At 69.0% G+C, this 25,655-nt stretch carries 19 protein-coding genes; 14 read left to right on the forward strand and 5 right to left on the reverse strand.

The window, feature by feature from the left end; translation table 11 throughout:
• Positions 1-51: 51 nt before the first annotated feature.
• Complete coding sequence (locus tag ACGFZQ_RS41955) at positions 52-831, reverse strand: ArsR/SmtB family transcription factor (protein WP_393844850.1); 780 nt, start codon at positions 829-831, stop codon at positions 52-54.
• Positions 832-1,327: 496 nt separating this feature from the next.
• Between ACGFZQ_RS41955 and panB the strand changes: the two genes are divergently transcribed.
• The 14 genes from panB (at position 1,328) to ACGFZQ_RS42025 (ending at position 15,965) form a co-directional block, all read left to right on the forward strand.
• Positions 1,328-2,143, forward strand: a complete 816-nt coding sequence (gene panB / locus ACGFZQ_RS41960) for a 3-methyl-2-oxobutanoate hydroxymethyltransferase (protein ID WP_393844946.1) — start codon at positions 1,328-1,330, stop codon at positions 2,141-2,143.
• A 130-nt stretch (positions 2,144-2,273) separates the two neighbouring features.
• Positions 2,274-3,329 carry an alcohol dehydrogenase catalytic domain-containing protein gene (locus tag ACGFZQ_RS41965; RefSeq protein ID WP_393844851.1) on the forward strand — a complete coding sequence of 352 codons (1,056 nt, stop codon included), beginning with the start codon at positions 2,274-2,276 and terminating at the stop codon, positions 3,327-3,329.
• On the forward strand, positions 3,329-4,459 hold the full coding sequence (locus ACGFZQ_RS41970) for a serine hydrolase domain-containing protein (protein WP_393844852.1): 1,131 nt from the start codon (positions 3,329-3,331) through the stop codon (positions 4,457-4,459). The genes ACGFZQ_RS41965 and ACGFZQ_RS41970 overlap by 1 nt, the downstream gene beginning before the upstream one ends.
• Positions 4,459-5,076, forward strand: coding sequence for a dTMP kinase (locus tag ACGFZQ_RS41975; RefSeq protein WP_393844853.1), 618 nt, complete (start codon positions 4,459-4,461; stop codon positions 5,074-5,076). Before ACGFZQ_RS41970 ends, ACGFZQ_RS41975 begins: the two co-directional genes overlap by 1 nt.
• Positions 5,073-5,945 (forward strand): pantoate--beta-alanine ligase, encoded by an 873-nt coding sequence (gene panC / locus ACGFZQ_RS41980; RefSeq protein WP_393844854.1) that lies wholly within the window; start codon positions 5,073-5,075, stop codon positions 5,943-5,945. The genes ACGFZQ_RS41975 and panC overlap by 4 nt, the downstream gene beginning before the upstream one ends.
• The gene (locus ACGFZQ_RS41985; protein ID WP_393844855.1) at positions 5,942-7,291 is read left to right on the forward strand and encodes an aminotransferase class III-fold pyridoxal phosphate-dependent enzyme; all 1,350 of its coding nucleotides are present in this window, start codon (positions 5,942-5,944) and stop codon (positions 7,289-7,291) included. Before panC ends, ACGFZQ_RS41985 begins: the two co-directional genes overlap by 4 nt.
• Positions 7,288-8,046, forward strand: coding sequence for a hypothetical protein (locus ACGFZQ_RS41990; RefSeq protein WP_393844856.1), 759 nt, complete (start codon positions 7,288-7,290; stop codon positions 8,044-8,046). The genes ACGFZQ_RS41985 and ACGFZQ_RS41990 overlap by 4 nt, the downstream gene beginning before the upstream one ends.
• An 89-nt stretch (positions 8,047-8,135) precedes the next feature.
• Positions 8,136-9,158, forward strand: a complete 1,023-nt coding sequence (locus ACGFZQ_RS41995) for a TauD/TfdA family dioxygenase (protein WP_393844857.1) — start codon at positions 8,136-8,138, stop codon at positions 9,156-9,158.
• The gene (locus ACGFZQ_RS42000) at positions 9,145-10,071 is read left to right on the forward strand and encodes an NAD(P)-dependent oxidoreductase (protein ID WP_393844858.1); all 927 of its coding nucleotides are present in this window, start codon (positions 9,145-9,147) and stop codon (positions 10,069-10,071) included. The genes ACGFZQ_RS41995 and ACGFZQ_RS42000 overlap by 14 nt, the downstream gene beginning before the upstream one ends.
• Before the next feature lie 349 nt (positions 10,072-10,420).
• Positions 10,421-12,592: an asparagine synthase (glutamine-hydrolyzing) gene (gene asnB, locus ACGFZQ_RS42005; protein WP_393844859.1), complete on the forward strand. Its 2,172-nt coding sequence runs from the start codon at positions 10,421-10,423 to the stop codon at positions 12,590-12,592.
• Positions 12,593-12,643: 51 nt separating this feature from the next.
• A complete protein-coding gene (locus ACGFZQ_RS42010; protein ID WP_393844860.1) occupies positions 12,644-13,627 on the forward strand; it encodes a diiron oxygenase in 984 nt (327 codons plus the stop codon).
• Positions 13,605-14,861 carry an MFS transporter gene (locus ACGFZQ_RS42015; RefSeq protein ID WP_393844861.1) on the forward strand — a complete coding sequence of 419 codons (1,257 nt, stop codon included), beginning with the start codon at positions 13,605-13,607 and terminating at the stop codon, positions 14,859-14,861. The genes ACGFZQ_RS42010 and ACGFZQ_RS42015 overlap by 23 nt, the downstream gene beginning before the upstream one ends.
• A 31-nt stretch (positions 14,862-14,892) precedes the next feature.
• On the forward strand, positions 14,893-15,681 hold the full coding sequence (locus ACGFZQ_RS42020; RefSeq protein ID WP_393844862.1) for a nucleotidyltransferase domain-containing protein: 789 nt from the start codon (positions 14,893-14,895) through the stop codon (positions 15,679-15,681).
• Positions 15,678-15,965, forward strand: coding sequence for a PqqD family protein (locus ACGFZQ_RS42025; protein WP_393844863.1), 288 nt, complete (start codon positions 15,678-15,680; stop codon positions 15,963-15,965). The genes ACGFZQ_RS42020 and ACGFZQ_RS42025 overlap by 4 nt, the downstream gene beginning before the upstream one ends.
• 52 nt (positions 15,966-16,017) lie before the next feature.
• Here the strand turns inward: ACGFZQ_RS42025 and ACGFZQ_RS42030 are convergent, their stop codons facing one another.
• The 4 genes from ACGFZQ_RS42030 to ACGFZQ_RS42045 are packed head-to-tail and all read right to left on the reverse strand — an operon-like array spanning position 16,018 to position 25,632.
• A complete protein-coding gene (locus ACGFZQ_RS42030) occupies positions 16,018-16,227 on the reverse strand; it encodes a hypothetical protein (RefSeq protein ID WP_393844864.1) in 210 nt (69 codons plus the stop codon).
• Complete coding sequence (locus tag ACGFZQ_RS42035; protein ID WP_393844865.1) at positions 16,224-21,407, reverse strand: amino acid adenylation domain-containing protein; 5,184 nt, start codon at positions 21,405-21,407, stop codon at positions 16,224-16,226. The genes ACGFZQ_RS42030 and ACGFZQ_RS42035 overlap by 4 nt, the downstream gene beginning before the upstream one ends.
• Positions 21,404-21,646 carry an MbtH family protein gene (locus ACGFZQ_RS42040; RefSeq protein ID WP_393844866.1) on the reverse strand — a complete coding sequence of 81 codons (243 nt, stop codon included), beginning with the start codon at positions 21,644-21,646 and terminating at the stop codon, positions 21,404-21,406. Before ACGFZQ_RS42040 ends, ACGFZQ_RS42035 begins: the two co-directional genes overlap by 4 nt.
• Positions 21,643-25,632, reverse strand: a complete 3,990-nt coding sequence (locus tag ACGFZQ_RS42045) for an amino acid adenylation domain-containing protein (protein WP_393844867.1) — start codon at positions 25,630-25,632, stop codon at positions 21,643-21,645. Before ACGFZQ_RS42045 ends, ACGFZQ_RS42040 begins: the two co-directional genes overlap by 4 nt.
• Positions 25,633-25,655 lie beyond the last annotated feature (23 nt).

The following is a 25,655-nucleotide window of genomic DNA, read 5'->3' on the forward strand; positions in this document are numbered from 1 at the left end:
CGGAGGGAACCGGCGCGTGGTCGTGGCCGGCCCCGGGCCGAGCGCGACGCCTCAATCCCCTAACTGTTCAAGAAGGGCGAATCCACTGTGATCGAGCTGATAGAAGACCCGGCCGCCGAGACGCTGCCTCCAGACGATGCCTGCCGAGGTGAGTACCGCCAGGTGCTGGGAGACCGTGCTCTTCGCCAAACCGAGCGACTGGGCGACGGCGGTGGTGGTCTTGGGCATCTCCAGCGCTCTCATGATCCGTGCTCGTCCGGTTCCGATGAGCAGCGCCAAACGGTCCTCGCTCTCCGTGTCGCCTTTCCTGCCTGCGACCGAGGAGAGGAACCCTGCCGCACGGGCCTGGTACGACATCGCTATGGCCATGTCATTCACGGTAAACATGCGCGTACTACCCGAGAACACACTGGGTATCAACACCAGTTGCGCATGGGAGACAGAACGGGTGAGGTCCAGGTGGTAGGGGGCTGTCAATGTCGGCCGCCGCCAGTGCACCCGGCCTCCCAGCTCGGCGAGCATCGCCTCCGGACCGCCGACGGCCAGTGTTCGCGCCCTGAAGAGGATTTCCTCCTCCAGTGAGGTACGGATTGAGTTCCAGTAGGGGCCGATCGCTCCGTGCCAGTACTGTTCGAGCAGGTCCACCAGTTGCTCGTCGCCCGGTGGGTTTCCCTCCTGTCGCAGGAAGTTGAGCTCGGCCGCAAGGGTTGTCCGGGACGGGTCGGGAATGTAGGCGTAGGCGCGTTTCAGGAACGCAGTTTCTTGTCTGCGTGTCAGATCAAGAAGCGGACCCATTATCTCCGGACGCATCGATCGCCGTGCGTAGTGCATCCAACTTGCGTACGGTGTCGGAACCGCGCCGCGATAACGGGCTAAGAGTGCCAGGCTGCCAAGAGTCTCCCATAGCGGGCTGAGTGCCAGTCTGATTGAACGTAGGCTCTCGTTATCAAGATGCAGTCGGATCACGGGATTTCCCTGATGTGAGGAAAGTTCTTGTGTGTTCTGGGTGCAGTTGATCACTGGAAGGTGGGGTGAAGTCAACCACGGTGCGGCCAGGTTTATATGATGGAGAGTCAGGGTGAGGTTCAACACTCTTGTGTCTCTCGCCCGGCCTCGGATAGGATCGGAAGCGGCTCAAACGATCTTGTGATATCGGAATCGCTTTATTGATGGCTGGGTTGAATACATTTCGGCTGTAGTGGCCGCTGCATTCCGTTCAGGGACTTCCCCTTGGGTATCGGTGGAAATTTCTTTGCCGAGGGGATCCGCAGCATCATGATTCAGAGGATTCGTCATGCCTGAGAGGTCCAGGGAAGACTCCCCCGCGATGTTCGTATGGCCGACCCGTGGCCGTGTTCGCACGAGACACCTGCGCGCGGCCAAGGCGGCCGGTCATCGATGGGCCATGCTGACCAGCTACGACCAGTACACGGCCGGCATCTTCGACGCCGCGGGCGTGCCCGTACTGCTGGTCGGCGACTCGGCTGCGAACAATGTCTACGGCCACGACACGACCATCGCCGTCACGGTCGACGAACTGCTGCCGCTCGTGAAGGCCGTGGTGCGTAGTACGGAGCACGCACTCGTGGTCGGCGACCTCCCCTTCGGCTCGTACGAGGAGGGGCCGGAACAGGCGCTGCGTACCGCCGTCCGGTTCATGAAGGAGGGCGGGTGTCAGGCCGTCAAGCTCGAGGGCGGACGGCGCGTGGCTCCGCAGATCGCCCGGATCGTGCAGGCGGGCATCCCGGTCATGGCGCACATCGGGTTCACCCCGCAGAGCGAGCATCAACTGGGTGGCTATCAGGTGCAGGGACGCGGCGAGGCCGTCTCCGACGTGCTGGAGGATGCCCGGGCGGTGGTCGAAGCCGGGGCGTTCGCCGTGGTACTGGAGATGGTTCCCGCGCTGGTGGCGAAGCAACTGACCACCGAGTTGCCCGTGCCGACCATCGGTATCGGCGCGGGCGCCGACTGCGATGCCCAGATCATGATCTGGCAGGACATGGCTGGTCTGCGGATCGGCCGGCCCCTCAGGTTCGTGAAGCGGTACGCCGATCTCGCGGGGACGCTGGACGAGGCGGTCCGCGCATTCGTCGGCGAGGTGCGTACCGGCGCGTTCCCCGGGCCTGAGCACGCGTTCGAATGACCGCACGCGACGAGCCCACGCCTCGACAGCTTTCCGACCACACCGGTCGGGCGCCCGCGCCCGACCGGTGCCATCCGAAGACCCACTTCCTCAGGACTGCCGGAGGGGCGCCATGCCGACAGGTGTCACAGTGAACGCTCTCGCGCACGGCGGCCTCGAACGGCGGGAACACGCGCTGCTTCCGCCACGGCCCGGAGGCGCACTGCTCGCCGTGGAGCGGGCGAACATCTGCGGCAGTGACGTGCACGTATGGCGCGGCGGGCACCCCACCCTGCACGACTGCGTGCTCGGCCACGAGTTCGTCGGACGGATCGTGCGAACGGACGGCTCCCCGATGGTCGACGCCCGGGGGGAACCCCTCTCCGAAGGGGACCGGCTTGTCTGTACCTACTTCCGGGTCTGCGGCACGTGTGTGATGTGCATCCTCGGACGCACCCATCTGTGCGAGCACGCCTACGACTCATGGGCTCACTCCAGCCTTCGGCGGCCACATTTCCGCGGCGCGTTCGCCAGCCACTACCAGATGCACCCGGAGCAGATCAGAGTCAAGATCCCGGCCGGGATGCCCAGCGAGCTGGCGGCTCTGGCCAACTGCGCGGTGGCGCAGGGGCTCGCGGTGGTGGACGCGATCAGGCCCGACCTGGTGGACGGACCGTGTCTGGTGATCGGCGCCGGCGCGCTGGGGCTCGCGACCGTCGCCGGCGGTTCCGCCGTGGCGACGTGGGACGTGTACGACCGTGTCCCCGCGCGGCGACGGCTCGCCGCGCGGTTCCCGAACGCGCGTGCCCTGCACGAGGTGCCGCCGACGGCGGGACCTCTCGACGGGGTCTACGACGTCGTGGTGGTCGCGGCCGGATCATCTGAGTCGTTCGTGACCGCACTGGAGCAGGTCCGGCCGGGAGGCCAGATCATCATGATGGGAATCATCAACACCCGCCCCACCGATACCGTGTCCTTCACACCTGGCGTGCTGACGCGCAAGGGTGTCACCGTCACCAGCGTGATCCGCTATGACCAGCGCCATCTCATCGCCGCCGTCGATCTGCTGTCCGGACCGACTCCACTCCGTGAGATCCCCCTGACCGAGTACACGCTCGACGACATCGACGACGCACTCGCAGCCGCCGAGCGGCACGAGAGCGGACGAGTGAGCCTGGTGCCGCACCCCGGCAAGGGCGGTCGCTGATGCGCCCGGAGCCGGAAGCCATCGCTGAGGCCTGTCGCGCCGTCCTGACGGCGGAGGCCGAGGCCGGTCGTATCGTGGGCGGTGCGGCATGCATTCATGACGTCGCGGCTGACCGAGACCTGGCGGTGTTCGTCGGACGCAACGCGCCGACCGGGCGGCCGGTCTCGGAAGACAGCGTGATCCGCCTCTACTCCATGACCAAGCCGATGCTGGCCACGCTGGTACTACGCCTGATCGACGCGGGCCTCCTGCCCGGTCTCGACATGCCCGTCCAGGGGCTCGCGGCCGGGTTGTCCGAGGTGCGGGTGCCGGCCGGGATGACGCTGCGCCAGCTGTTGAACATGTCCTCCGGCCTGGCCGGATCGAAGGAACACGAACAGATGCAGCGGGAGTACCGGGCGGCGGGCGTCCTGCCGTTCGACTACACCGACCGCGCCTACGACACGGACGAGATCGATTTCCTGCGCCGCATATTCGACTGCCGACTCTCGGCACCGCCGGGGGAGCAGTGGGAATACGGCCGTTCTGCCGATGTGGCCGGCCTGCTGCTCCAACACCACCTCGGGACACCGCTTGACGTGCTCTTCCGCCGGTATCTCTTCGAACCGCTCGGGATGGCGTCGAGCGGGTTCTTCCTGCCACCGGGCCTCGGGATGGACTCCGTGCTCCAGCCTCCGATGGATCCGCCCACCGGGGAGTCGCTGACGGACCTGGACCGCCGAACGGGGTACAGGTCCGCCGGCAGCGGCGGCCTGGCCAGCCTGCGGGACTATCTGACGTTCCTCAAGGCCGTGTTCTTCCCCGCACCCGGCACCGCCTTCATGACCGAGGCGACGCGTGCCGAGCTGCTGGCGGACCAGATCGTCGGTCTGCACGACACAGGGCCCGACTACATTCCCGGCCCGGGGTGGGGATTCAGCCTGAACTTCGGCATCTGGCCGCGCAACTGCCGCCCGGCCGAAGCCCGCCGTCTCGCCTGGCTGGGGCGCGCCGGCACCAGTTTCGTCGTCGATCTCGAGGAAGAGCTGATCATGCTGTTCGCGGCGCCGTGCTACGGGCGGACGAGGGTGCTGCGAGCCACCTTCGCCGAACTCGCGGACCACCATCTTCAGCGGAAGGTGAGCTTGTGATGACCACACCACCGATTGTCGCGTTCATCGGGCTCGACGGTGCCGGCAAGAGCACTCAGATCGAGATGCTGAAGGCCGCCTGCGAAGACCGCGGTCTCTCCGTGTTCGTCCACCCCAACCCGAGCCTGCAGGGGCTGTCGGCCCGGCTGGACGAGATCGCCGTCGAACACGGCCACGCCGACCGGTTCGCCATGCTCGGCCCGGATACCCACAAGGTCATGACCGCGGCCGTGAAGTGGGTCGCCATGTCATCGCTGGGCACCGCGCCGGCCGGCACCGACCTCATCATCGCCGACCGGTACGCCTACTGCCAGATTGCCGCGGCGGAGGCACTGGGAGCCAGCAACCGGTGGTTGATCGAGGGCATGTTCAGGGGGCTGCCGGAACCGAACCTCACCCTGATGATGGACCTCGAGCCCTCCGTGGCGTTCGACCGGGTCAAGGCCCGTGACCCCGAGGAGTGGATCGACCTCGGGTTCATCAGCCGCATGCGAGCGGCCTACTCCGAACTGCCACAGGCGTCCCAATGGACCTGGATCGAGGCCGAGGGCACCTCCGAGGAGGTGCACCGGCGAGTCGTCGAGGCGGTCGAGGGGAAGCTGGGTGGGCTTCTGTGAGAGTGATCAGCACGGTACGGGAGCTCGCCGCCGAGTGGGACACCGGACGCCTGGCGGGCTCGGTCATCGGCTATGTACCGACCATGGGCGCGCTGCACGAGGGCCATCTGAGCCTGGTCGATCTGGCCCGTGAACAATGCGACCTGGTCATCTGCAGCATTTTCGTCAACCCGCTGCAGTTCGGACCCGACGAGGACTTCGAATCCTATCCACGGCCCGTGGAACGTGACCTGAAGCAGCTGGAAGCGCGGGGCACGAGTGTGGCGTTCCTGCCGGACTGGGCCGAGATCTTCCCGCGACGCGAACGTACCCTCCAGGACTTCGGCACCCATGTGTCCGTGCCCCGCCTGAGCCATCAGCTCTGCGGCAGAACACGGGCGGGGCACTTCGATGGAATGGTCACGGAGAGCCTGCTGTTCCTGAATCTCGTCCGACCCGACCGCACCTACTGGGGAGAGAAGGACTTCCAGCAACTGCGCATCATCGAGACCCTGGTCCAGGATCTCCACCTACCGGTCCGTGTGGTGCGGGGCGTCACCAGGCGTGAAGAAGACGGGTTGGCCATGTCCTCCCGCAACAAGAACCTGTCGCCCGACGCGCGAGCCGTGGCACCCCGCATACACCAGGTTCTTCTGGAGTCACGGGCGAGGTTGCTCGACGGCGACGCTCTGTCGGCCGTCCTCGCCGCGGCTCGCGACACCCTCATCGAGCGGGGATTCGAAGTCGAGTACCTCGTGGCCGGCGAGGAGGAGTCGCTGACCGAGGTGCGGACGCTGGACTCCCGCGTCCCGATACGGCTGTTCGCCGCCGCGCGACTGGACGGCGTACGCCTCATCGACAACATCCGCGTGACGGAGGTCGCTCCATGACCGGCCTGGCGACCCAGCCGGTCGTCTACTCCTTCACCGATCACCGCGTGCATCGGCAGGACCCGCCGTTGATCATCGCCGAGGGCGACGGCATCCGCGTCCGGGATGTCAACGGCACGGAGTACATCGACGCGCTGTCCGGTCTCTGGCACGCCAATCTGGGCTTCTCGGAGCCGGACCTGATCGCGGCCGCGACTGCGGCGTACGCCGAACTTCCCGCCTTCGCCTGTGCCTTGGGCCGTACCAGCGTCGAGACGGTGCTCCTCGCCGAGGAGCTGTTGCAGGCCGCGGGCGGGGAGTTCCGCTCCGTGTACTTCGGCGCGTCGGGGTCGGAGGCCGTGGAATCGGTCCTGAAGTTCCTCTGGCTGGCCGGCAACACGGGCGGTACCCCCGCCCGCAAGCTCATCGTCACCCGGGACTCGGGTTTCCACGGCACCACCCTCGGCGCCGCGACTCTGGCGGGGATCCCGCGCCAGCACGACGGATTCGATCTGCCGCTGCCGTTCGCGGTTCGAGTGCCCCGGGTCCACTTCTATCGCGACCACCTGGACGGTGAGAGCGAGGACGAGTACGTCACCCGGATCGTCCGCACGACACGCGAGCGCATCGTGGCAGCCGGGCCGGAGAACGTGGCCGCCATGGTCGCTGAGCCGGTCATGGCGGCGGGAGGCGTGCTCGTGCCACCCGACGGCTACTGGCCGGCGATGGCGCGGCTGCTGGTAGAACTGGATATTCCGTTGGTGTCCGACGAGGTGGTGTGCGGGTTCGGTCGCCTGGGACATCTCTTCGGCTACCAGCGCTTCGGTCTCGAACCCGCCGCGGTGACGGTCGCGAAGGGGATCACTGCCGGGTACGCCCCGTTGGGCGCGGTTCTGCTGGGCGCCGACCTCACCGCCGCGATCGCGGCGGCGGCCGACACACACGGTGTCCTGGGCCATGGATCGACCTTCGGCGGCCACCCCGTCGCCGCGGCAGTCGCGCGGGCCAATCTGCGCATCATTCGTGAACGCAAGCTCTACATGCGCGTCGCCGAGCTGGAGTCCCTGCTCGAGACCTCACTGGAGGAGCTGCTGAACCTGCCGGTCGTCGGCGAGGTGCGTTGCGTGGGCGGCCTGGCCGCGGTGGAACTCATGGCTGACGGCGCCGCTCGCCGGCCCTTCGACCCCGAACGCGGGATCGGGCGGCGGGTCGCGGCCGAAGCTCGCGCGGCAGGCCTGATTGTTCGGGATCTGGGCGATGTGATCGCCCTCTGCCCGCCGCTGATCACCAGCGCAACGGACGTCGTGGAGATCGTCTCGAAGCTGCGGGCGGCGATCGAGGCCGCCGTCACGGAGGAGGCCCGGTGAACGGCGAGGGGAAGGCACGCGCCTGGGACCTCGTCGGCGACCACTACTGGAACTCCGGTTACTACGGCGGCCCCGCCCCCGAGCACCAGAAGGAGTTCGCACGGCGGATTCGGCCCGGTGCGCGGACGGCAGTGGTCGGCGCCAGTACGGTATCGCTGTCCAGGGCGGTCCAGCAGGCGGGCGCGGACCTGCACGTACTCGACTTCGCCCCCGGCATCCTGGGGGCGGCCGGCCAGTGGCTCGGGCTCGCCGAGGACCGGCGGCACCTCGTTGATGTGACCCGGCCGATCCCTGAGCACCTGAAGCGGGCGAACGAGCTTGTGCTCGCGGACCGGCTGGTCAACCGCTTCAGTGCGGATGATCTGCCGGCCGGCGTCCGTGGACTGCGCGATCTTGTCGCGCCGATGGGGATCCTGGCGGTCACCGTACGCTTCGGCCTGTACCCACGCGACTCGAAAATCCACGCGGCTCTCACACCGGCGGAGCAGGCGCTGTTCTGGCGGCCGGACGTGGGCGAGGTCGACTACTCGGTGCTCCCCGACCGCGACATCCCTCTTCCCGTATGGGGCGCCATCTCGGGTGACACGATGCGGAAGCACTTGCGCGCCAGAGGCCGCGAGGCCCGCTTCAGCAGGGACGAGCTGCTGCTAACTGTGGCCCGGGCGGGGGGCCTGGACTGTGAGGACGTCCACGACGCCACGGACGGGACGGTTCTCCTGACGCTGAGGAGATCGGGTGCCGTGGGCGATTTCTGACTTCCCGCAAGGGATCCTCACCGAGCCGGTCACCGACGGCACGGTACTCGTGATGACGAGGAGACTGAGTACGGATGACGATTCCTGACATGCCACAAGCGATCCTCACCGAGCCGGTCAGGGACGGCACGGCGTGGGTCGCCGCCGACCTCTCGCGGCCCGAGGGCGTCCTGCACGAACTGACGCCCCAGCACCTCGGTGAGATATCGGCCTTCGTGAACGCGCTCGGTAAATCCGCACTGTCGCTGCACGCAGGTCGGGCGGTCTGGCGCGACCTCGCCCGGGAGACGATGCCCGAACTGTCCGCGCTGACGCACGCGACGGCACACCGAACCGAGACCCACATCGGTACGGCGGTCCTCCGCGGACTGCCGGTGGACGACCTGTCGCCTGAGGAGATACGAGGCCTCTACCGTGCGCTTGGCGCGGTCATGGGTACCGCGGTCATCCAGAACGCCGAGGGCGAGTACATCGCCGATGTGCGCGACTACGGCAAGGGCGGTCTGGACAACAACGCCGTCCGGGGGCACCAGACCGCGAGCGCACTGCGGTTCCACTCCGACGACGGCGACCTCGCGCTGCTGCTGTGCGTACGGCCCGCGGAGAACGGAGGCGCATCGCTGATCAGCAGTGCCATGACGATCTACAACGAGCTGCTGACACGCGCGCCGGAGCTGCTCGGCCTCTACTACAACGGATTCGTCTACGAGAACCGGGGTGAGGAGGAGCCACCTGCCTACCGCAACGCGGTCTTCGGCTACTACGACGGACAGCTCACCTGCCGCTACTTCCTGCGGGACTACGTCGACTCGGCCTGGACCAGGACCAGCGTCCCCGTGAGCGATCTGGAGCGCTACGCCCTGGACCTCTTCGAGGCGCTCGCGGCCGAGCCGGAAGCGGTCACCGAGTATGCCCTGCGCGCGGGCGACCTGCAGCTCGTCAACAACAACGTGGTCGTGCACTCCCGGCGGGCGTTCGCCGACGCCTCCGCCGGCGGCCAGGGCCGGCTGCTGCTCCGGCAGTGGGTCAACCTCGACGGCGGGCGGGTCTTCCCGACCACGCTGTGCCGTCACAGGTACGGGATGCGACCGCGCCGTGATGCGAACAGCTGACCACAGAATCCTGATCACCGCCGATCTCCCAGGCCTGTCCACCGCCCTGCTCCAGCCCCTGTCCCCGCAACGGTGGCACGGCCATGAGCGGGACAGCCTGTTGCGAGCGGTGGCCGGTTGCGATGCCCTGCTGGTGACCGCGAACGAGCGGGTCGACGAGGCCCTGCTCAGCGCCGCCGGCGCCGGCCTGCGCGTGGTCGGCACCTATTCCGTCGGAACGGACCATGTCGACCTGGAAGCCTGTGCCCGCGCGGGAGTGCGTGTCGTGACAGCGGCGGGCACCCTCGCGTCGGCGATGGCCGAACACACCTTCGGCCTCATGCTGGCCTGTGCCCGAAGGATCGTGGAGGCCGACCGGTTCGTCCGGACCGGGGTGGACTGGCGCTGGGAGCCCGACGCGTTTCTGGGTGCGCAACTCGCCGGCCACAGGCTCGGGGTGCTGGGTATGGGGTCGATCGGTCAGGCGGTGGCAAGGCGCGCGCGGGCCTTCGACATGGAGGTCCACTGTCTCCGGCATCGACCCGAGGCCGTCCACGCACCGGACCTGATTCCACATGCGACGCTGGGCGACCTCGCGAGGGTCAGTGACTTTCTGACGATCCATGTTCCCCTGACCTCACAGACCGACCGGATGGTCGACAAGGCGGTGATGGCGGCCCTGCCGTCCGGAGCCGTCATCGTCAACACGTCTCGGGGCAGAGTGGTTGCCCAGTCGGCCATGATCGAGCTGCTGGAGTCGGGGCATCTCGGTGGAGTCGCGCTCGATGTCTTTGAGGAAGAGCCCCTGGTCCCCGACGAGTTGCGCCGCAATCCCCGGGCGGTGCTCACTCCGCACATCGGGAGCGCCACCACGACGACCCGGCAGGGAATGACAGCCGAAGTCCTGCGGCGGATCAAGCTCGCCCTGGCGTGACGGCGACGTCCGCCCCCACCGGACATCTCTGGCTTTGTCGGACCCCTGTTCGTCAGTCAACGAACACGGTGGGTGCTTCGGACCGGCCCGGATAGCATTCGTCCCCCGGCCCCGGAAAGCAGTCACAGGGCCGTGGTCTGTGGAACTCACCTTGAAATGCAACCAGTTACGCGGGGGAGGTGGATCACCATGCAGAAGTACACCAAGCCGACGGCGAAGCCGGTCTCGCAGAGCACCATTCTGAAGTCCCTCGTCTGATCACAGCAGTTGATGGGCGCCCTTTGCCCGAGGGCGCCCATCCTCGCCCAGGCGGTCCGTGATGCAGGGCCTGACATCCGGGAGAATTACCATGTGTGGAATCGCGGGAGTGGCCCGTCTGGACGGACATGCTCTCGGACCAGAGGCCGACGCCGTATTGCACGAACTGGTTCGCATACTTGATCACCGAGGGCCGGACGAGCGGGAGACACTCCGTGACGGCCCGGTCGGACTGGCTTTCACCAGACTTTCACTCGTCAACCCGCAAGACGGCAGTCAGCCCCTGGTCAGTGATGACGGAAACCTCGTTCTGATTGTCAATGGAGAGATTTACAACCACAAGCAGCTCGCAGCCTCATTGCCCGGCGGCGTGCGGCTCAACACGGGCTCGGACTGCGAAGTCCTGCTGTATCTCTACCGGCAGTACGGACTGGAATTCCTGCGTGACGTCAGGGGTATGTTCGCACTCATCCTGTGGGACCGGGTGAACAACCAGCTGGTTCTCGCCCGTGACCGATTCGGCATCAAGCCGCTCTATTACCACCGCAACGACCAGCGCATCGTGCTCGCATCGGAGATCAAGGGCCTGTTCGCCGACCCCGGCACGCCACGACGATTCGACTGGGAGGGCGCCTTGGCCACCCCGGCCCTCGCCGCCGCGCCGAGCTTCCACCAGTCGTCGGTGACCACCTGGTTCGACGGCGTCCACCTGGTCCCGGCGGCGACGATCCTCCGCATCGACCTTCGCGACGGCCGCACATCCGAGCACCGTTACTGGGAGGTGCCGTCACACGCCGAGGAGTCCACCGGCGCGGATGAGTTCATCCGGCGATACGGCGAGATCCTGGAGGACTCCGTCCGAGAATGCGCTACCGCGGACAGCGAGCTCGGTCTGTTCCTCTCGGGCGGCATCGACTCGTCCGCTGTGCTCGCACTCGCCGGCCCCAGGCGCGAGGGCATGCACACCTTCACCGTCCTCACGGGCGGTACCCGGGACAACGGCGACGCCGAGCACGCCGAGTGGATCGCGCGCGAACTGGGAGCCCCCAACCATCAGGTGATCTTCCCGCAGTCCCACGCCCCCGCACCGGAGGAGTGGGTCCGGCTCCTGTGGCTGACGGAAACCCCGATGTGCGGGGCCGAGGTCTACTACAAGCACGAACTCCACCGCTTCGCCCGCCAGGAACGACCCGAGCTGCGCGGAATGCTCCTCGGCGCCGCCAGCGACGAGTTCAACGGGGGCTACTCCCAGGTGATGGGGGGAGACGACTGGGACTCCTTCGCGGCGGGGCTCGCCTATCTGCACCGCAATACGCGATGGGACCGGCACCCGCGTCTGCGTCACTGGTGGGCCGAGGGCCCCTCCTTCATCGCGGAGCAGGCACTCGACGGCCGCGGTGCGCACACGCCGCGTGACACCTACCGCTCCTACATCGTGTCCGAGTACATGAAGGTCCAGCAGTACAACGTCTGGCACGAGGACCGTACGGCGGCCGGCAGCGGCATCGAGGCACGAGTGCCCTTCCTCGACCACCGACTCGTCGAGCTCACCGCGGTGGTGCCGGACCGGTTGCGCCCACGGCTCCTGTGGAACAAGCGCATACTCCGGGACGCGGTCGGCACCCGGCTGCCCGACCGGATCGCCGAGCGTCCCAAGGGCCCCTTCTTCTACGGATCGGGAACCCGTCACGCATACCGCATGCTCGCAGACGTCATGAAGGCCAACTCGTACGAGCTGGTGGAGCGCGCCCTCGCTGCCCCCGGGGCCGGCGACTTCATCGACGCGGAATCCGTCTGGGCGTATGTGAAGGTGCTGGGGGAGGGCACAACGGATTCCCCGTCCGTGGAAATGCTCATGCGCGTACTGAACATGGGGCTGCTCGCGGAAATGGCCGCGCATCCGCCCATTCTCGAAGAACTGTCCGCCGGGCCCATCCGTGCGCAGTACTCCGGCAGTTCCGTCGCGGCTGCCGAAGCGGACGACCACTTCCGAACGGGCGAGCCGGACGCGGGTGGCATTCCGTCGCTGACGGACGGCACGTTGCTGCTCACCAACCCGGTCGGCTCCGAATGGTATCTCCTCAGGAACGGGGAGATCGAGTTCGTGTTGGAAGGCAACGCCCCTGTGCTCCAAGTCCTCCGGGAAATCGACGGCGTGAGCAAGATGAGCGACATTCTGTCCACAGCGGATGTCGAGATGGCGGACGTCAGCGGCGACCTGGACAGTCTCCTCGATCTGGGTTTCATCTCGCTGGGAGACTGAACCATGTACCGAGGTACGGTAACTGAGCCGCCGGTCAGTGGAGAACATGAAGTGCGAGGACGACTGAACTCCTACACCAGTCGGTTCGGGCGCTGGAACGAACTGGCGAGCGTCCGCCGCAAGCCGCAGCGGTCCTTCGAGATTTCCGGGACCGTCTACTTTCCGCCGGAACTGTACCCGGTGGCGATGCACCCGCTGGTCGCCGACCGCGGTGACGGACAGGTGGAGTGGTTGCTGCTGCGTCGTCTCTACGGCTATCTCGACTTCACATCGGAACTCGAAAGTGCGGCTGTCATCCCGGTCGCCACAGCCATCAGCAGGGGGCGGTCCGGTCTGCAGTTACCAGAACGGATGAAGGCGGACGCGTTCAAGATTGTCACGGACGAGGCGTGGCATGCCCAGGTCTCGTATGATTTCGCGCACGAGATCGAGCTCGCTTCGGGTGTTCCGCGGGCTTTCCCGGACGACGAGCCGTCGGCGTTCGTCGGGCGTCTTGACGTGATACGTGAGCAACTCCCCCACAAGATCAGGGGGGTGGAAGCGATGCTCTTCGCCATCGTGAGTGAAACCCTGATCTCCGGAATTCTGTCGGACATTCCCCGGGACAGCCGGCTGCCTGAGTCGGTTCGCGACCAGGTGCGGGACCATGCCGAGGACGAAGGGCGGCACCACGTCTACTTCCGCTCACTGCTTCACCATCTCTGGGCAGCCCTGACCGTACAAGAACGCAGAGCCGTGGGACCGCAGGTCCCGGCGGCGATCCATGCGTTCCTCGAACCGGACTACACCAGGGCGGCCCGGGATCTCCGGACGCTCGGCCTGACGAGCGAGCAGATTGAGCAAGTTCTCGCGGAATCCTGGCCGAAGGGCCGACTGGCCCGTCAGATGGCCGACGCCTCGGCCAGCTCTGTCCGCTATTTCGTCGAGGTCGGAGCCCTCGACGACGGGAAGACCCGAGAACGCTTCGAAGAAGCAGGCCTCGTTGGCCGGACGGCAGGAGAAGAAGGCGAAAATGGGCAGTGTGGCCATCGGTGACGACACGGCGTCCAGGAGATATTTCTGGCGTTTCTGGACGGCGAACACGGCCAGCGGCATCGGATCCGCGGTAACGCTGATAGCGGTTCCCCTGGTCGCGGTCTCCAGTCTTCACGTGTCCACTTTCCAGGTGAGCTTGCTGGCGGCGGCCGGCCAGGTCGGCTGGCTGGTCCTGGGGCTACCCGCCGGAGTCATCGTCCAGAGATTCCCTCTTCGGGGCCTGCGGATAGCCATGGACCTCGTTCGCATGGCGGCCGTCGGCTCGATACCTCTCGCCTGGGTCCTGGACACGCTGACCTACGGGCAGTTGCTGGTGGCGACGCTGATCACCAGTTTCGCGAACGTCCTGTCCGACATCGGCAGTTCGACGCTCCTGCCGAAGATCGTCGACAAGGCGGAACTGAACTCGCGCAACAGCTTCATGTCGGGGACGGTCGCGATGACCCAGACGGGCGGGCCGTCGCTGGGCGGTGTCCTCATCCAGCTCGTCGGCCCGGCCGGATCCATGGTGATCGACGCGGTGAGTTATCTGATCTCGGCCATGACCCTCAGGGATCTGCCCGAGTATCGCGCGGACAGTGCACCACGATCGCGTCCTCTCCAGCAGATCCGCGAGGGGTGGACCTTCGTCGTCGGACACCCCGTCATGTTCCCGTGCATGCTGTGGGCGACGGCCATGAATTTCGTCATCGGGGCCCTGGCGGCGCTCGCGCCCACCTATCTCGTCCGCGTGGCAGGGATGTCGCCTCTCATGGTCGGGGTGCTCATCGCCCTGGACGGGGTGGGCTCCTTCGCGGGTGCCGCCGTCGCAACGAAGCTGGCGGCGAAGGCGGGCAGCGCGCGCGCCCTCCTTTACGCGAGCGTGGGTGGAGCCGGCCTGGCCCTCGTGATGCCGCTGACCACAAGGCCCGGCAATGCCTACTTCTTCGGGATCGGATACGGCGGCCTCGCGGCCGGAGCGGTGATCGGCAGCATTCTGACGCGTACCCACCGCCAGATCGAGAGTCCGCCGGATCTGCTCGCGCGCGTCATGGCGACGGTCCGGTTCGTCTCCTGGGGTGCCGTGCCGCTGGGTGCCGTACTCGCAGGGCTGCTGGCCACGTTCGGCAGTCTGAGGTTGTCACTCTCGGCGGCATGCGCTCTGGCACTTGTGACCCCCGCCATCCTCATGCTCAGCCCCGTCGCCCGACGTCGTGAGCTGAGCGACACCGCGCGGATGCCGAAGGCGGGCTGACCTCAACCCGCAGCAATCGAAAGGACCTTGAGTGCCACACGTCGACACCGCTACCTGGCTGCAGCCCCTTCGGGAACGCGGACTCATTCCGGGGGACTGCCTGGCCGCCTTCGTCGTGGGGTCGGCCGCGCGCGGCTGGCACAACGAACGGAGCGACTTCGACGTCTACATCGTGAGCCCGGACGAGTGGGAGTCCACCAGCTGCGCGACCATAGCGATGCCCCTCAATCCTCCTCGTGTGCGGACTGAGACGTTCTACGCGAGCGACAGGAGGTGGGAGGCGACCTACTGGCTCAAGGGGCAATTCGAGCAAATGTTCGCCAAGGTGTCCTGGGGCGAGTACAACCGGGGGGTCCTGTCCGCCCGCGTTCTGGCGCCCAGGGAGGAGCTGGCCCTCTCGCGTCTACAGAACTGCCTGGTCCTGCTTGGTGAGGAATGGATCGACGCCAGCCGTCAGCGGCTCTCGGAGTCCGCTTTTCGCTCGTTCGTCGTGACTCGCTCACTGGGTGCCGCCGATGACTGCGTCGAGGACGCGCTGGGGCAGATGGACGCGGGCAATCTGGAGAGCGCCACCCTCTCCGCCCGTGCCGCACTGGGATTCGCCGTCGATGCACTTCTGGAAGGGCAGGGTGAGTACGGGAGTCCGTTGCCCAAGTGGCGGCCCAACCGGTTCCGGGCCGTGTCCTCGGAATTCCTCTCGTTCGAGGACTACTGGGCTCTGGAGACCATGCGCGGGTACGACCCGGATGACCCCCGCCCGTGGATCAACGATGTCCTGACTATCTGTCAGGAAATCGCGATGCGCGTGGACACCGTGTGACCGCCGCCTCGGTCGGCCCGTCCGACGTGCCGCGCAGGAGCCTGGGATTTCGCGTACGCCGGGTCGGCAGCGGCCTGGTGATCGGTTTCAAGGATCAGGCCTTGGAGCTGTCCGGCTCGGCGGAACTCATCTATCGCTGTGTGGACGGGCATCGGACCGTGGAGGATGTCGCGGCCGTGGTCGCCGCCGAGTACGGCATCAAGGAGGCGCAGGCTCTCGCCGACGCCGCCGAGTTCATCGGGGAGTTGGCAGCTCTTGGCATCCTGACCATCCAGGATTTGTGAAAGAGCGTTCGGCTCCTCGTGAGGTTGTTTGGTTCGAGCTTCAGGTCTCGCGTCAGTTCGTGGCGGTCTCGCGGGTGAGTCTGCGGCACATGCGGTCGATCATCGCGCGCCCGGACGTGCAACTCAAGTAGCGGGAGCCCAGGGCGAGGAGATGCGGCTGTCTCACCGGCGCCGCGCAGGGCTGTGGGGGTACGGGCGCCACTGTCGTTGCGCGGCAGGCGGCCGCGACGTCGGCCAGTCCCAGGTCGTCGAGGAGGGTCATGTCGGGCCTCGGTGGTCGCCTGGCACGGGCCGCATCCGGCGCAGGGCCGGGCGGTGCGCCGGACGGCGGATGAGACGGGCGGCGACGCCCCGCACGGTGGGGCTGTCGAAGAGGTCGCGGATGTCGAGCTCACAGCGCAGTTCGCTGCGGATCCGGCTGATCAGCAGGGTGGCGAGCAGGGAGTGCCCGCCCGTCTCGAAGAAGTCGGCGTCGATGTCGATGTCAGGTAGCCCCAGCGTCTCGGCGAACAGTCGGCACAGCGCCTTCTCCTCGGAGGTGCGGGGTTCGGCTCTCTTGCGCCCGGCGGCGTAGTCGGGGGCGGGCAGCGCAGCGCGGTCCACCTTGCCGTTCGGGTTGAGCGGGACGCCCTCCAGCAGGACCAGGGCGGCCGGGACCATGTGGGCGGGCAGGGTGGCCGCGGCCGCCTGGCGCAGGTCCGCGAGGTCGGGCCGGCCGCCGGGACCGGGCACGACGTAGGCCACCAGGCGCCGGTCGCCCGGGCGGTCCTCGCGCACCACGGCGACGACCCGGTCCGCGCCGGTGAGCTGCGCGAGTACCGTCTCGACTTCGCCGAGCTCCACCCGGAATCCACGGATCTTCACCTGGAAGTCGGTCCGCCCCAGGAACTCCAGCTCGCCGTCGCGGTTCCAGCGGGCCAGGTCCCCGGTGCGGTACATCCGGGTGCCGGGCGGGCCGTAGGGGTCGGCGACGAATCGGGCCGCGGTCAGTGCCGGCCGGCCGAGGTAGCCCCGGGCCACCTGGCACCCGGCCAGATAGAGCTCGCCGGGCACGCCGCGCGGTACGGGACCGAGGCGGCTGTCGAGCACGTAGCAGCGGGTGTTCCAGATCGGCGGCCCGATGGGCGGGCTCGTCAGCTCCGTCCCGGCCGCCTCGCGGGGGACGGTGTGGGCTGTGACGACATGGGTCTCGGTGGGGCCGTAGAAGTTGTGGAGCCGGCGGCCGGGTACGGCCGTCCAGAAGTCCGACAGGGCTGGGTGCAGGACCAGGGCCTCGCCCGCCTGCGCGATGTCGGTCAGCCGCGGCAGGGTGAGCCCCAGCTCGCGGGCGGCCGCCGCGACGCTCTCCACCACCGGGGTGGGTGCGAACAGTTCGCAGACTCGGTGGCGGTCGAGCCAGCTCACCAGTTCCTGGGTGTCCTTGCGGACGTGGTCGGCGGGGACGGCCAGGGTTTTGCCCAGGGTGAGTGCGGTGAAGATCTCGTGCGCCGCCGCGTCGAAGCTCAGCGAGGCGAACTGCGCCGTCGTCGTCCCCGGGCCGCCTGGCATGATCTGGGCATGCCAGGCCAGAAGGTTGACGAGGGCCTCGTGCGGTAGCACCACACCCTTGGGTCGCCCCGTCGACCCGGAGGTGTAGATCACGTATATCGGGTGTCCGGGGCACAGCGGTGCCGTCCGCTCGACGTCGGTCAGCACACGGTCCGACCGGCCGCGCACCTCCTTGCGGAACTCGGCGGAGTCCGTTACCACGACACCCTCGGTGTCGTCGGCGAGCCGGGCGGCCATTGCGGCCGTGGTGAGGACGCAGGCCGGCCGTGCGTCCCCCAGCATGTACGCGATCCGTTCGGCCGGATAGCCGGGGTCCACCGGGAGATAGGCCGCACCTGCCTTGACCACGCCGGTCAGGGCGACGACCAGGTCGGCCGAGCGCGGCAGGAACAGGGCCACGGTGTCCTCCGGGCCGACGCCGCGGGCGGCCAGCATCCGGGCCATCCGGTTCGACCGGCTCTCCAGCTCCGCGTAGGTGACGTGCTCGTCCTCGTACCGGACCGCTATCGCGTCGGGCGTACGGGCGGCCTGGGCAGTGAGTAGTTCGGGCAAGCTCGCACCGGGCACGGCGCGCTCGGTCGCGTTCCAGTCCGTGAGCAAGCGTCGACGCTCCTCGCCGCACAGCAGGTCCAGTCGGCCGATCGGTGTGCCCGGGGCGGCCAGGGCCGCGGTGAGCAGCCGCAGCAGATACCGGTTCCACTGCTCGACGGTCGACCGGTCGAAGAGGTCGGTGGCGTACTCCACGGTGATGTCGATTCCGGCGGCGTCGCCGTCGGGCGTGAACCGCTCGTCGACGCTGTACGACAGATCGAACTTGGCGATGCCGAGTGGCGTGCTGAGGGACGCGACGTCGAGACCGGGCAGCCGGAACGCCAGCCGCTCGGTGTTCTGCGCTACCACCAGGACCTGGAAGAGGGGGGGACGGGCCGGCGAGCGCGTCGGGGACAGCGCCTCTACGAGCAGCTCGAACGGCAGGTCCTGATGCTCGAACGCGTCGAGGTCGGCCTTGCGCACCCGCTGCAGGAGCGTCTCAAAGGTGGGGTCGCCGGAGGTGTCGGTGCGCAGCACCAGGGTGTTGACGAAGAAGCCAACCAGATCGTCCAGGATGCTGTCCTCGCGGCCGGCCACCGGGCTGCCGAGCGGGATGTCGGTGCCGGCCCCGAGACGCGTCAGCAGCACGGCGACGAGCGACTGGAAGACCATGAACACCGTGGTGCCGGTCTGCCGCGCGAGGCACAGCAGAGCCTCGTGCCGGTCGGCTCGGATGGTGAGGGTCGTGGTACCGCCGCGGTAGGAGGCGACCGCGGGTCGGGGGCGGTCGGACGGGAGCTCCAACTGGGCCGGCAGGCCATGTAACGCGGATCGCCAGAACTCCAGCTTGCGGCCCAGCGGACTGCCGGAGGCCTCCGCTTCGCCGAGGAGCCGCCGCTGCCACAGGGTGTAGTCGGTGTATTGGACAGGAAGCTCCGGCCGGGGCGTGCGCGTGCCCCCCGACCGGGTGGAGTAGGCGGCGAACAGGTCGCGCGCGAGTGGGGCCAGAGACCAGCCGTCGCAGGCGATGTGGTGCACGACGAGGAGCAGTTCGTGTTCCTCGGGGGCCGACGTCAGCAGCGCGGCACGCAGTGGCGGCTCGGCGGCGAGGTCGAAACCCCTGCGCAGGAAGGACCGGCGCACCTGGTCCGCCCACTCGGGGTCCGGGACCTTGAAGACAGGGAGAGCAGGGCAGGCGTCCGCGGCGTCCAGGACCCGTTGCCAGGGCTCCCCGCCGCTCTCGGTCTCAGGGAAGACCGTGCGCAGCGCCTCGTGCCGGGCCGTCACGTCACCCAGCGCGGCGGTGAGGGCGGCATGGTCCAGCGGTCCGTTCAGCCGCAGCACCAGGGGCATGTTGTACGTCGCTCCGGAATTCTCCAGCCGGTCCAGGAACCACAGCCGTCGCTGCGCGTACGACAAGGGCGGCCGCGTCGGGCGGGGCTGTCGGACGAGGGCGGGGCGCTCGGGGGCCGGTCGGGTGAGCCGGGCGGCGACCGCGGCGGGGGTGCGGTGCTCGAAGAGCTCCCGGACCGTGAGGTCGTACCCCAGCAGGTCGCGGATCCGTCCGATCAGCCGGACGGCCAGCAGTGAGTGGCCGCCCAGGGCGAAGAAGTCGTCCCTGGGGCCCACCCGGGGCAGCCCCAGGAGGTTGGCGTACAGCTGACACAGCGCTGTCTGACGTGCGTCGGCGGAGACCGGCCCGTCGGGAGCGGGAGCGGGAGCGGGAGCGGGGGCAGGGGCGGGTACGGGCAGGGCCTGGCGGTCGACCTTTCCGTTCGGGGTCAAGGGAAGCCGGTCGAGCACCATCACGGCGGAGGGGACCATGTAGTCCGGCAGCGCGTGCGATGCACGATCCCGCAGGTCCGCCGGATCCGGGTCCCGGCCGGGGCGGGGGACGACGTACGCCACGAGCCTGCGGTCATCGGGGCGGTCCTCCCGGACCACCGCCACCACTTGGCCGACCTCAGGGGAGCGGGCGAGCGCGGCCTCTACCTCACCGAGCTCCACCCGAAAACCACGGATCTTCACCTGATGGTCGGTTCGCCCCAGGAACTCCAGGTCACCGGTGGCCGTACGGCGTACCAGGTCGCCCGTGCGATACATACGCGAGCCGGGCGGACCGAAGGGGTTCGCCACGAACCGTTCCGCGGTCAGGGCGCCGTGGCGGTGGTAGCCCCGGGCGACGCCCGCGCCCGAGACGTACAGTTCGCCTTTCTGTCCCGGGGCGACCGGGCGGAGCAGGGGGTCGAGAACGTGGATCCGGGTCGCGGTGACAGGGGCGCCGAGCGGGGGGCGCGCCAGGGTGTCCGGGCTCAGGGTGACCGCGGTGGACCAGACGGTGGTCTCTGTGGGGCCGTACAGGTGCGTGACCCGGCGGGTGCGTTCGTGCAGGGCGTGGGCCAGCTCTCTCGGCAGAGCTTCGCCGCCCACCAGAGCGTGCACTGCGGACAGGTCCGTCCGGGCGCCGTCGAGCAGGAGTTGCCACTGGGAGGGGGTGGCCTGGAGGACGGTGACGCCATGGTCGGTGATGCACCGGCTGAGGCGGGCCGGGTCCCGTCGGTCCTCGTCATCCGCGAGTACGAGGCGGGCACCGCGGAGCAGTGGGGCGAAGATCTCCAGGGCGGCGATGTCGAAGCCGACGGTGGTGACGGCGAGGAGGCGGTCGTCGGGGGCCAGGGGGAGGGCGCGGATGAAGTGGCCGAGGAGGTTGACGAGGTTGGCGGTAGTGACAGCCACGCCTTTCGGGGCGCCGGTGGAGCCGGAGGTGTACAGAACGTAGGCGAGGGCTTCGCTTACGGCTCGGTCGTTACGCCCACCCGCACCACTCGTGCGGCTTTCGTGGTCGAGTACGGGCGGCCTCTTCGGCGCGGTCTCTCCGTCGAGGACTGGGGGGACGGCAGGGGCTGTGGTGGGGACGGGGTGGATGCGCGGGATGCCGGGGGTCAGGGGGGTGGATGCGTCGTTGGTGATCAGGAGGGCGGGGCGGGCGTCGGTGACGATATGTCGGATACGGTCGATGGGGTGGGACGGGTCGAGGGGGAGGTAGGCGGCCCCGGATCTGGCCACGGCGAGGAGGGCCACGATCAGGTCGGGCGAGCGCGGGAGCGCGACGGCCACCAGGCGTTCCGGCCCGGCTCCCGCCTCGGCCAGCGCCTCGGCCAGGCGCTGGACCCGCGTGTCGAGCTCGCCGTAGGTCAGCGACACCCCGCCGGCCTCTACGGCCACGGCCCGGGGCGTGCGAGCGGCCTGCTCCGCGAACAGCCCCGCGAGCGTGGCCGAACCGGTCCACACGGCTCCTCCCGCCACTCCGCTTGTGCCGCGCTCTGTTTCCGGGGTGGCGCTTCCGCCCGGCGCGACCTTCATGCCTGCTCCCGCGCGGCTCCGGAGCCCTCCATGGTTCGGATCGGGCTTGCTGGGCGTAGGTCGGTCCAGTGGGTCTCGATGTAGGTCGTGCACTCGGCGTGGGTGTGGTCGCGCGGGGCGACCGACCAGCCCTCGGATGTCGGGATCGCCGTCGGCCGCAGGGAGAACTGCTTGAACTGCTTCTCAGCGTTGACCAGGACGTGAAAGCGGGCGCTGTGGTCGTCGAACGGATGGATCACGAGGTGGTCCTCTCCCGTACGGGATTCCCGGTGTCCTGGAGCACGGCCGCGAGCAGCCGGCCGACCTCGGGCAGACCCGCATCCAGCATGTCGAAGTGATGGCAGTCGACGGTCCGTTCGTTCACCCGGCCGTCGACGTACGGCTGCCAGGCAGCGGACGGACTCGCTTCCCCATCGCCCTCCGGCGCACCGGAGAGTGCGGTCAGCAGCATCAGATCCCCCCGGAACCGGCCCGGCACGAACCGGTCCATCAGCCGGAGGTTGTTCATCCCGACGCGCACGGCCGCCCGTATCGCGTCGGCGTCGGCACCCGCCAGCGGCGGAAAGCGTTCCCGTATCGCGTCGAAGAGCGCCGCCTCGCCGGGCGGTCGGGGCGTCCCGCCGAGTAGGTTGTGCAGGGCGAGGGCGAGCAGGGCGGCGTCGTCTCGCGTGACGGCGTTGGTCCCGGCCGGCTCTGGACGGGCGTCGAGGACGACGAGGCGGGCCACGTCCTCGCCGTCGCTCTGCAACCGGATTGCCATGGCGTGTGCCACGAGTCCGCCGAACGACCAGCCGAGCAGGTGGTAGGGCCCAGACGGCTGGACCTGCCGGATGCGGGTGACGTAGTCCTCGGCCATCTCCTCGATGGTCCGCGGTGGTTTCTCTCCGCCGCCGGCACCGTCGCGTTGCTCCGGGTTGCTCCGATCCGCCGTCAAGCCCTGTGCCTGCAGGCCGTACACGGGCATGGTCGCGGGGAGATGCGGGAGCAGGCGGAAGTAGCACCAGCTCAGGCCGGTGCCGGGATGGACCAGGAACAGCGGGCGGCCGGTGCCCCGCGGCCGTAGGGGAAGCAGGGGCCCGGTGCCGTCGTGGTCTTCGGCCCCGTCGAGGCGGAACAGGCGGCGGGCGAGCGCCGCGGCCGTCGGGCTACGGAAGACCTCATGGACGGGGACGTTCCCGCCGGTGAGCTCACTGAGCCGCGCGGCCAGCCGGACAGCCAGCATCGAGGTGCCGCCCTGCCGGAAGAAGTCCGCCTCGACATCCACGGACGGCAGGCCCAGAGTTCGGGCGACGACCCCGGCGACCGCGTCCTCATGGGGAGTGCGCGGGGCGGTGCCCCGGACCGGTGCGGGGGGCTCCGGGGCCGGGAGCGCGGCGCGGTCGAGCTTGCCGTTGACGGTCACTGGGAGCCGCGCGAGGACGACCACGGCACTGGGCACCATGAAGGCGGGCAACTCGGCGCGCAGCCCGTCCAGCAACCGGTCCGGATCGGGCCGCGTCGCCGGAGACGCGGGCGTCACATAGGCCACCAGCCACGCTCCGCCCGTCCCTTCGGTGCGCAGGACGCAGCAGGCGGCCCCCACCGCGGCGTCGGCGGTCAGCCGGCTCTCGATCTCACCCGGTTCGATCCGCTGCCCCCGCAGCTTGATCTGGTGATCGGCACGTCCGAGGCACTCGACGGTGCCGTCCGCGCGCCACCGCGCGATGTCGCCCGTGCGGTACATGCGAGTGCCGGGCGGCCCATAGGGATCGGCGACGAACCGCGCGGCGGTGGCCGCGCCCTGCCGGAGATAGCCCGTGCCCAGCTGGGCACCGGCGAGATACAGCTCTCCGGCCGTGCCGGGCGGAGCGGGCCTGAGGTACTCGTCCAGCACGTACACGCGGGTGTTCCACACCGGACGGCCGATGGGCACGGGTCCCTCGTCCCCGGGACGGCAGGAGTGGTACGTCACGTCGATGGCGGCCTCGGTCGGCCCGTACAGGTTCTCCAGCGCGACGCCGGGCAGGGCCCGGTGGAAGCGCCGGACCGTCTCCCGCGCGAGAGCCTCGCCACTGCAGATCACCCGGCGCAGCACGCCACACGAACCGGCGTCGGCCGCGGCGAGGAAGGCGTCGAGCATCGACGGCACGAAGTGAGCCACAGTGACGAGCCGTTCGTGGATCGTGCGGGCCAGCAGGACCGGGTCGCGATGCTCGTCCGGCGCGGCGAGGACCAGGACGCCGCCCTCGCGCAGCGGCCACAGCAACTCCCAGACCGAGACGTCGAACCCGCACGGTGTCTTGTGCAGCACCCGGTCGCCGGGGGCCAGCGGATAGGTGGCCTGCATCCACCGCAGCCGGTTGTCGATCGCGCCGTGCGAGACCACCACGCCCTTGGGGCGGCCGGTGGATCCGGAGGTGTAGAGGACGTAGGCAGGATGCCCGGGAGTGACGTCCGGCCGGCGGAACTCCGCGGGTGGCGCGGCGGCCGGGTCGTCGACGCGCAGCACCGGTGCCGGGACAGCGGGCAGCCGCGCCCGGGTCGGGCCGTCGGTGAGCACGCACACCGGCCGTACCTCCTCCAGCACGCCGGCGTGACGCCGCGTCGGTTGTTCGGGGTCGAGAGGGAGGTAGGCGCAGCCGGCCTTGAGCACTCCCAGCAGAGCCGTGACGAACGCGACGGACCGGGGCAGTGCGACGGCCACGACGTCCCCGGCCGTGGCGCCGAGCCCGACCAGCCGCCGGGCGGTCAGGTCGGCCTGTTCGTGCAGTTGGGCATAGGTGAGGGTCGCGTCGCCGCAGATGAGGGCGGTCGCGTGCGGGGTCCGGACGGCCTGCGCGGCCAGGGCGTCGGGGAGGGTGGCGACCGGCAGGTCGCGGGCGGTCGCGTTCCACTCCACCAGGACGCGTCGGAGCTCGTCCGGCCCGAGCAGGTCGAGCCGTGACAGAGGGCACTCCGGTTCGGCGGTCACGGCGTCGACGACCCGCAGGAGACGCGCGGCCAGTGCCTCGGCGGTGGCCGGACGGAAGAGGTCCGTGGCGTACTCGAGGTAGCCGTCCAGCCGCCGCCCGGAGCCCTCCCCGGTCTCCTCCAGCTGGAAGGTCAGGTCGACCTTGGCCGCCGTGGGACTGGCCACCGGCCACGTTTCGGCGCGCACCGGGCCGAAGTCGTATCGCTCGTGCTCGTGGCTCTGGAAGGCGAGCAGGACCTGGAACAGCGGGTGGTACGCGGGCGAGCGGTCCGGGCTCAGGGCCTCCACCACCAGGTCGAAGGGCAGGTCCTGGTGGGCGAAGGCGTCCAGGTCGGCGGCGCGGACGCGGGTCAGCACCTCGCGGAACGACGGGTCGCCGGACAGGTCGGTGCGGAGCACCAGGGTGTTGACGAAGAAGCCGACGAGCGGGTGCAGTTCCCTCTCCGTGCGGCCGGAGACCACCGAGCCGATCCGGATGTCGTGTTCCCCGCCGGTCCGGGCCAGCAGCACGGCCAGCGCCGCATGCACAGCCATGAACGGCGTGCAGTGTTCCTCGCGGGCCAGCTCCAGCAGACGCCGGTACCGTTCGCCCGAGCAGTGCAGGGGCACCCGGGCGCCACGGTGGCTCGCCATCGCAGGGCGTGGGTGGTCGGCCGGCAGGGCGGTGGTCGGAGACAGCCCCTCCAGGGTTCGCCGCCAGAAGGCGGTCTGAGGGTTCCGGACACCCGGGGTGTCCAGCAGCTCCCGCTGCCACAGCGCGTAGTCGGTGTATCCGAGGGGGAGTTCGGCCGCCCGCACGTCGGTACTCGCTCCGGCCGTCCGCGTCCGGTAGGCGCGTGCCAGGTCCGTCAGCAGCGGCGTGCGCGACCATCCGTCCATGGCGATGTGGTGGATCACCAGCAGGAACAGGTGGTCGTCCGGTGCGCTGGTGAACAGGGTGGCCCGGACGGGAGGCCGCGCGCCGAGGTCGAAGACCTCGGCGGCGGTCGCCGCCACCGTCGCCGCGAGCCGCTCGGTGGGCACGGCGGTGACCGTCAGCCGGGGACGGGCCGCCTCGGGGGGCAGGATGTGCTGGTACGGCTCGCCGTCGCGGTCGGGGAACATCGTTCGCAGCGGCTCGTGACGCTCGACGACGTCTGCCAGGGCGGCGCGGAGCGCGCCGATGTCGACATTCCCGGTCAGGCGCAGCGCCAGGGGCAGGTTGTAGCCGGCGCTGGATCCCTCCAGACGGTCGAGGAACCAGAGCCGGCGCTGTCCGAAGGAGAGTGGAAGCACGCGCGATTCACCTCACCTGTCGA

It is taken from the genome of Streptomyces sp. NPDC048254 (assembly GCF_043201895.1).
In the GTDB taxonomy this organism is placed as follows: domain Bacteria; phylum Actinomycetota; class Actinomycetes; order Streptomycetales; family Streptomycetaceae; genus Streptomyces.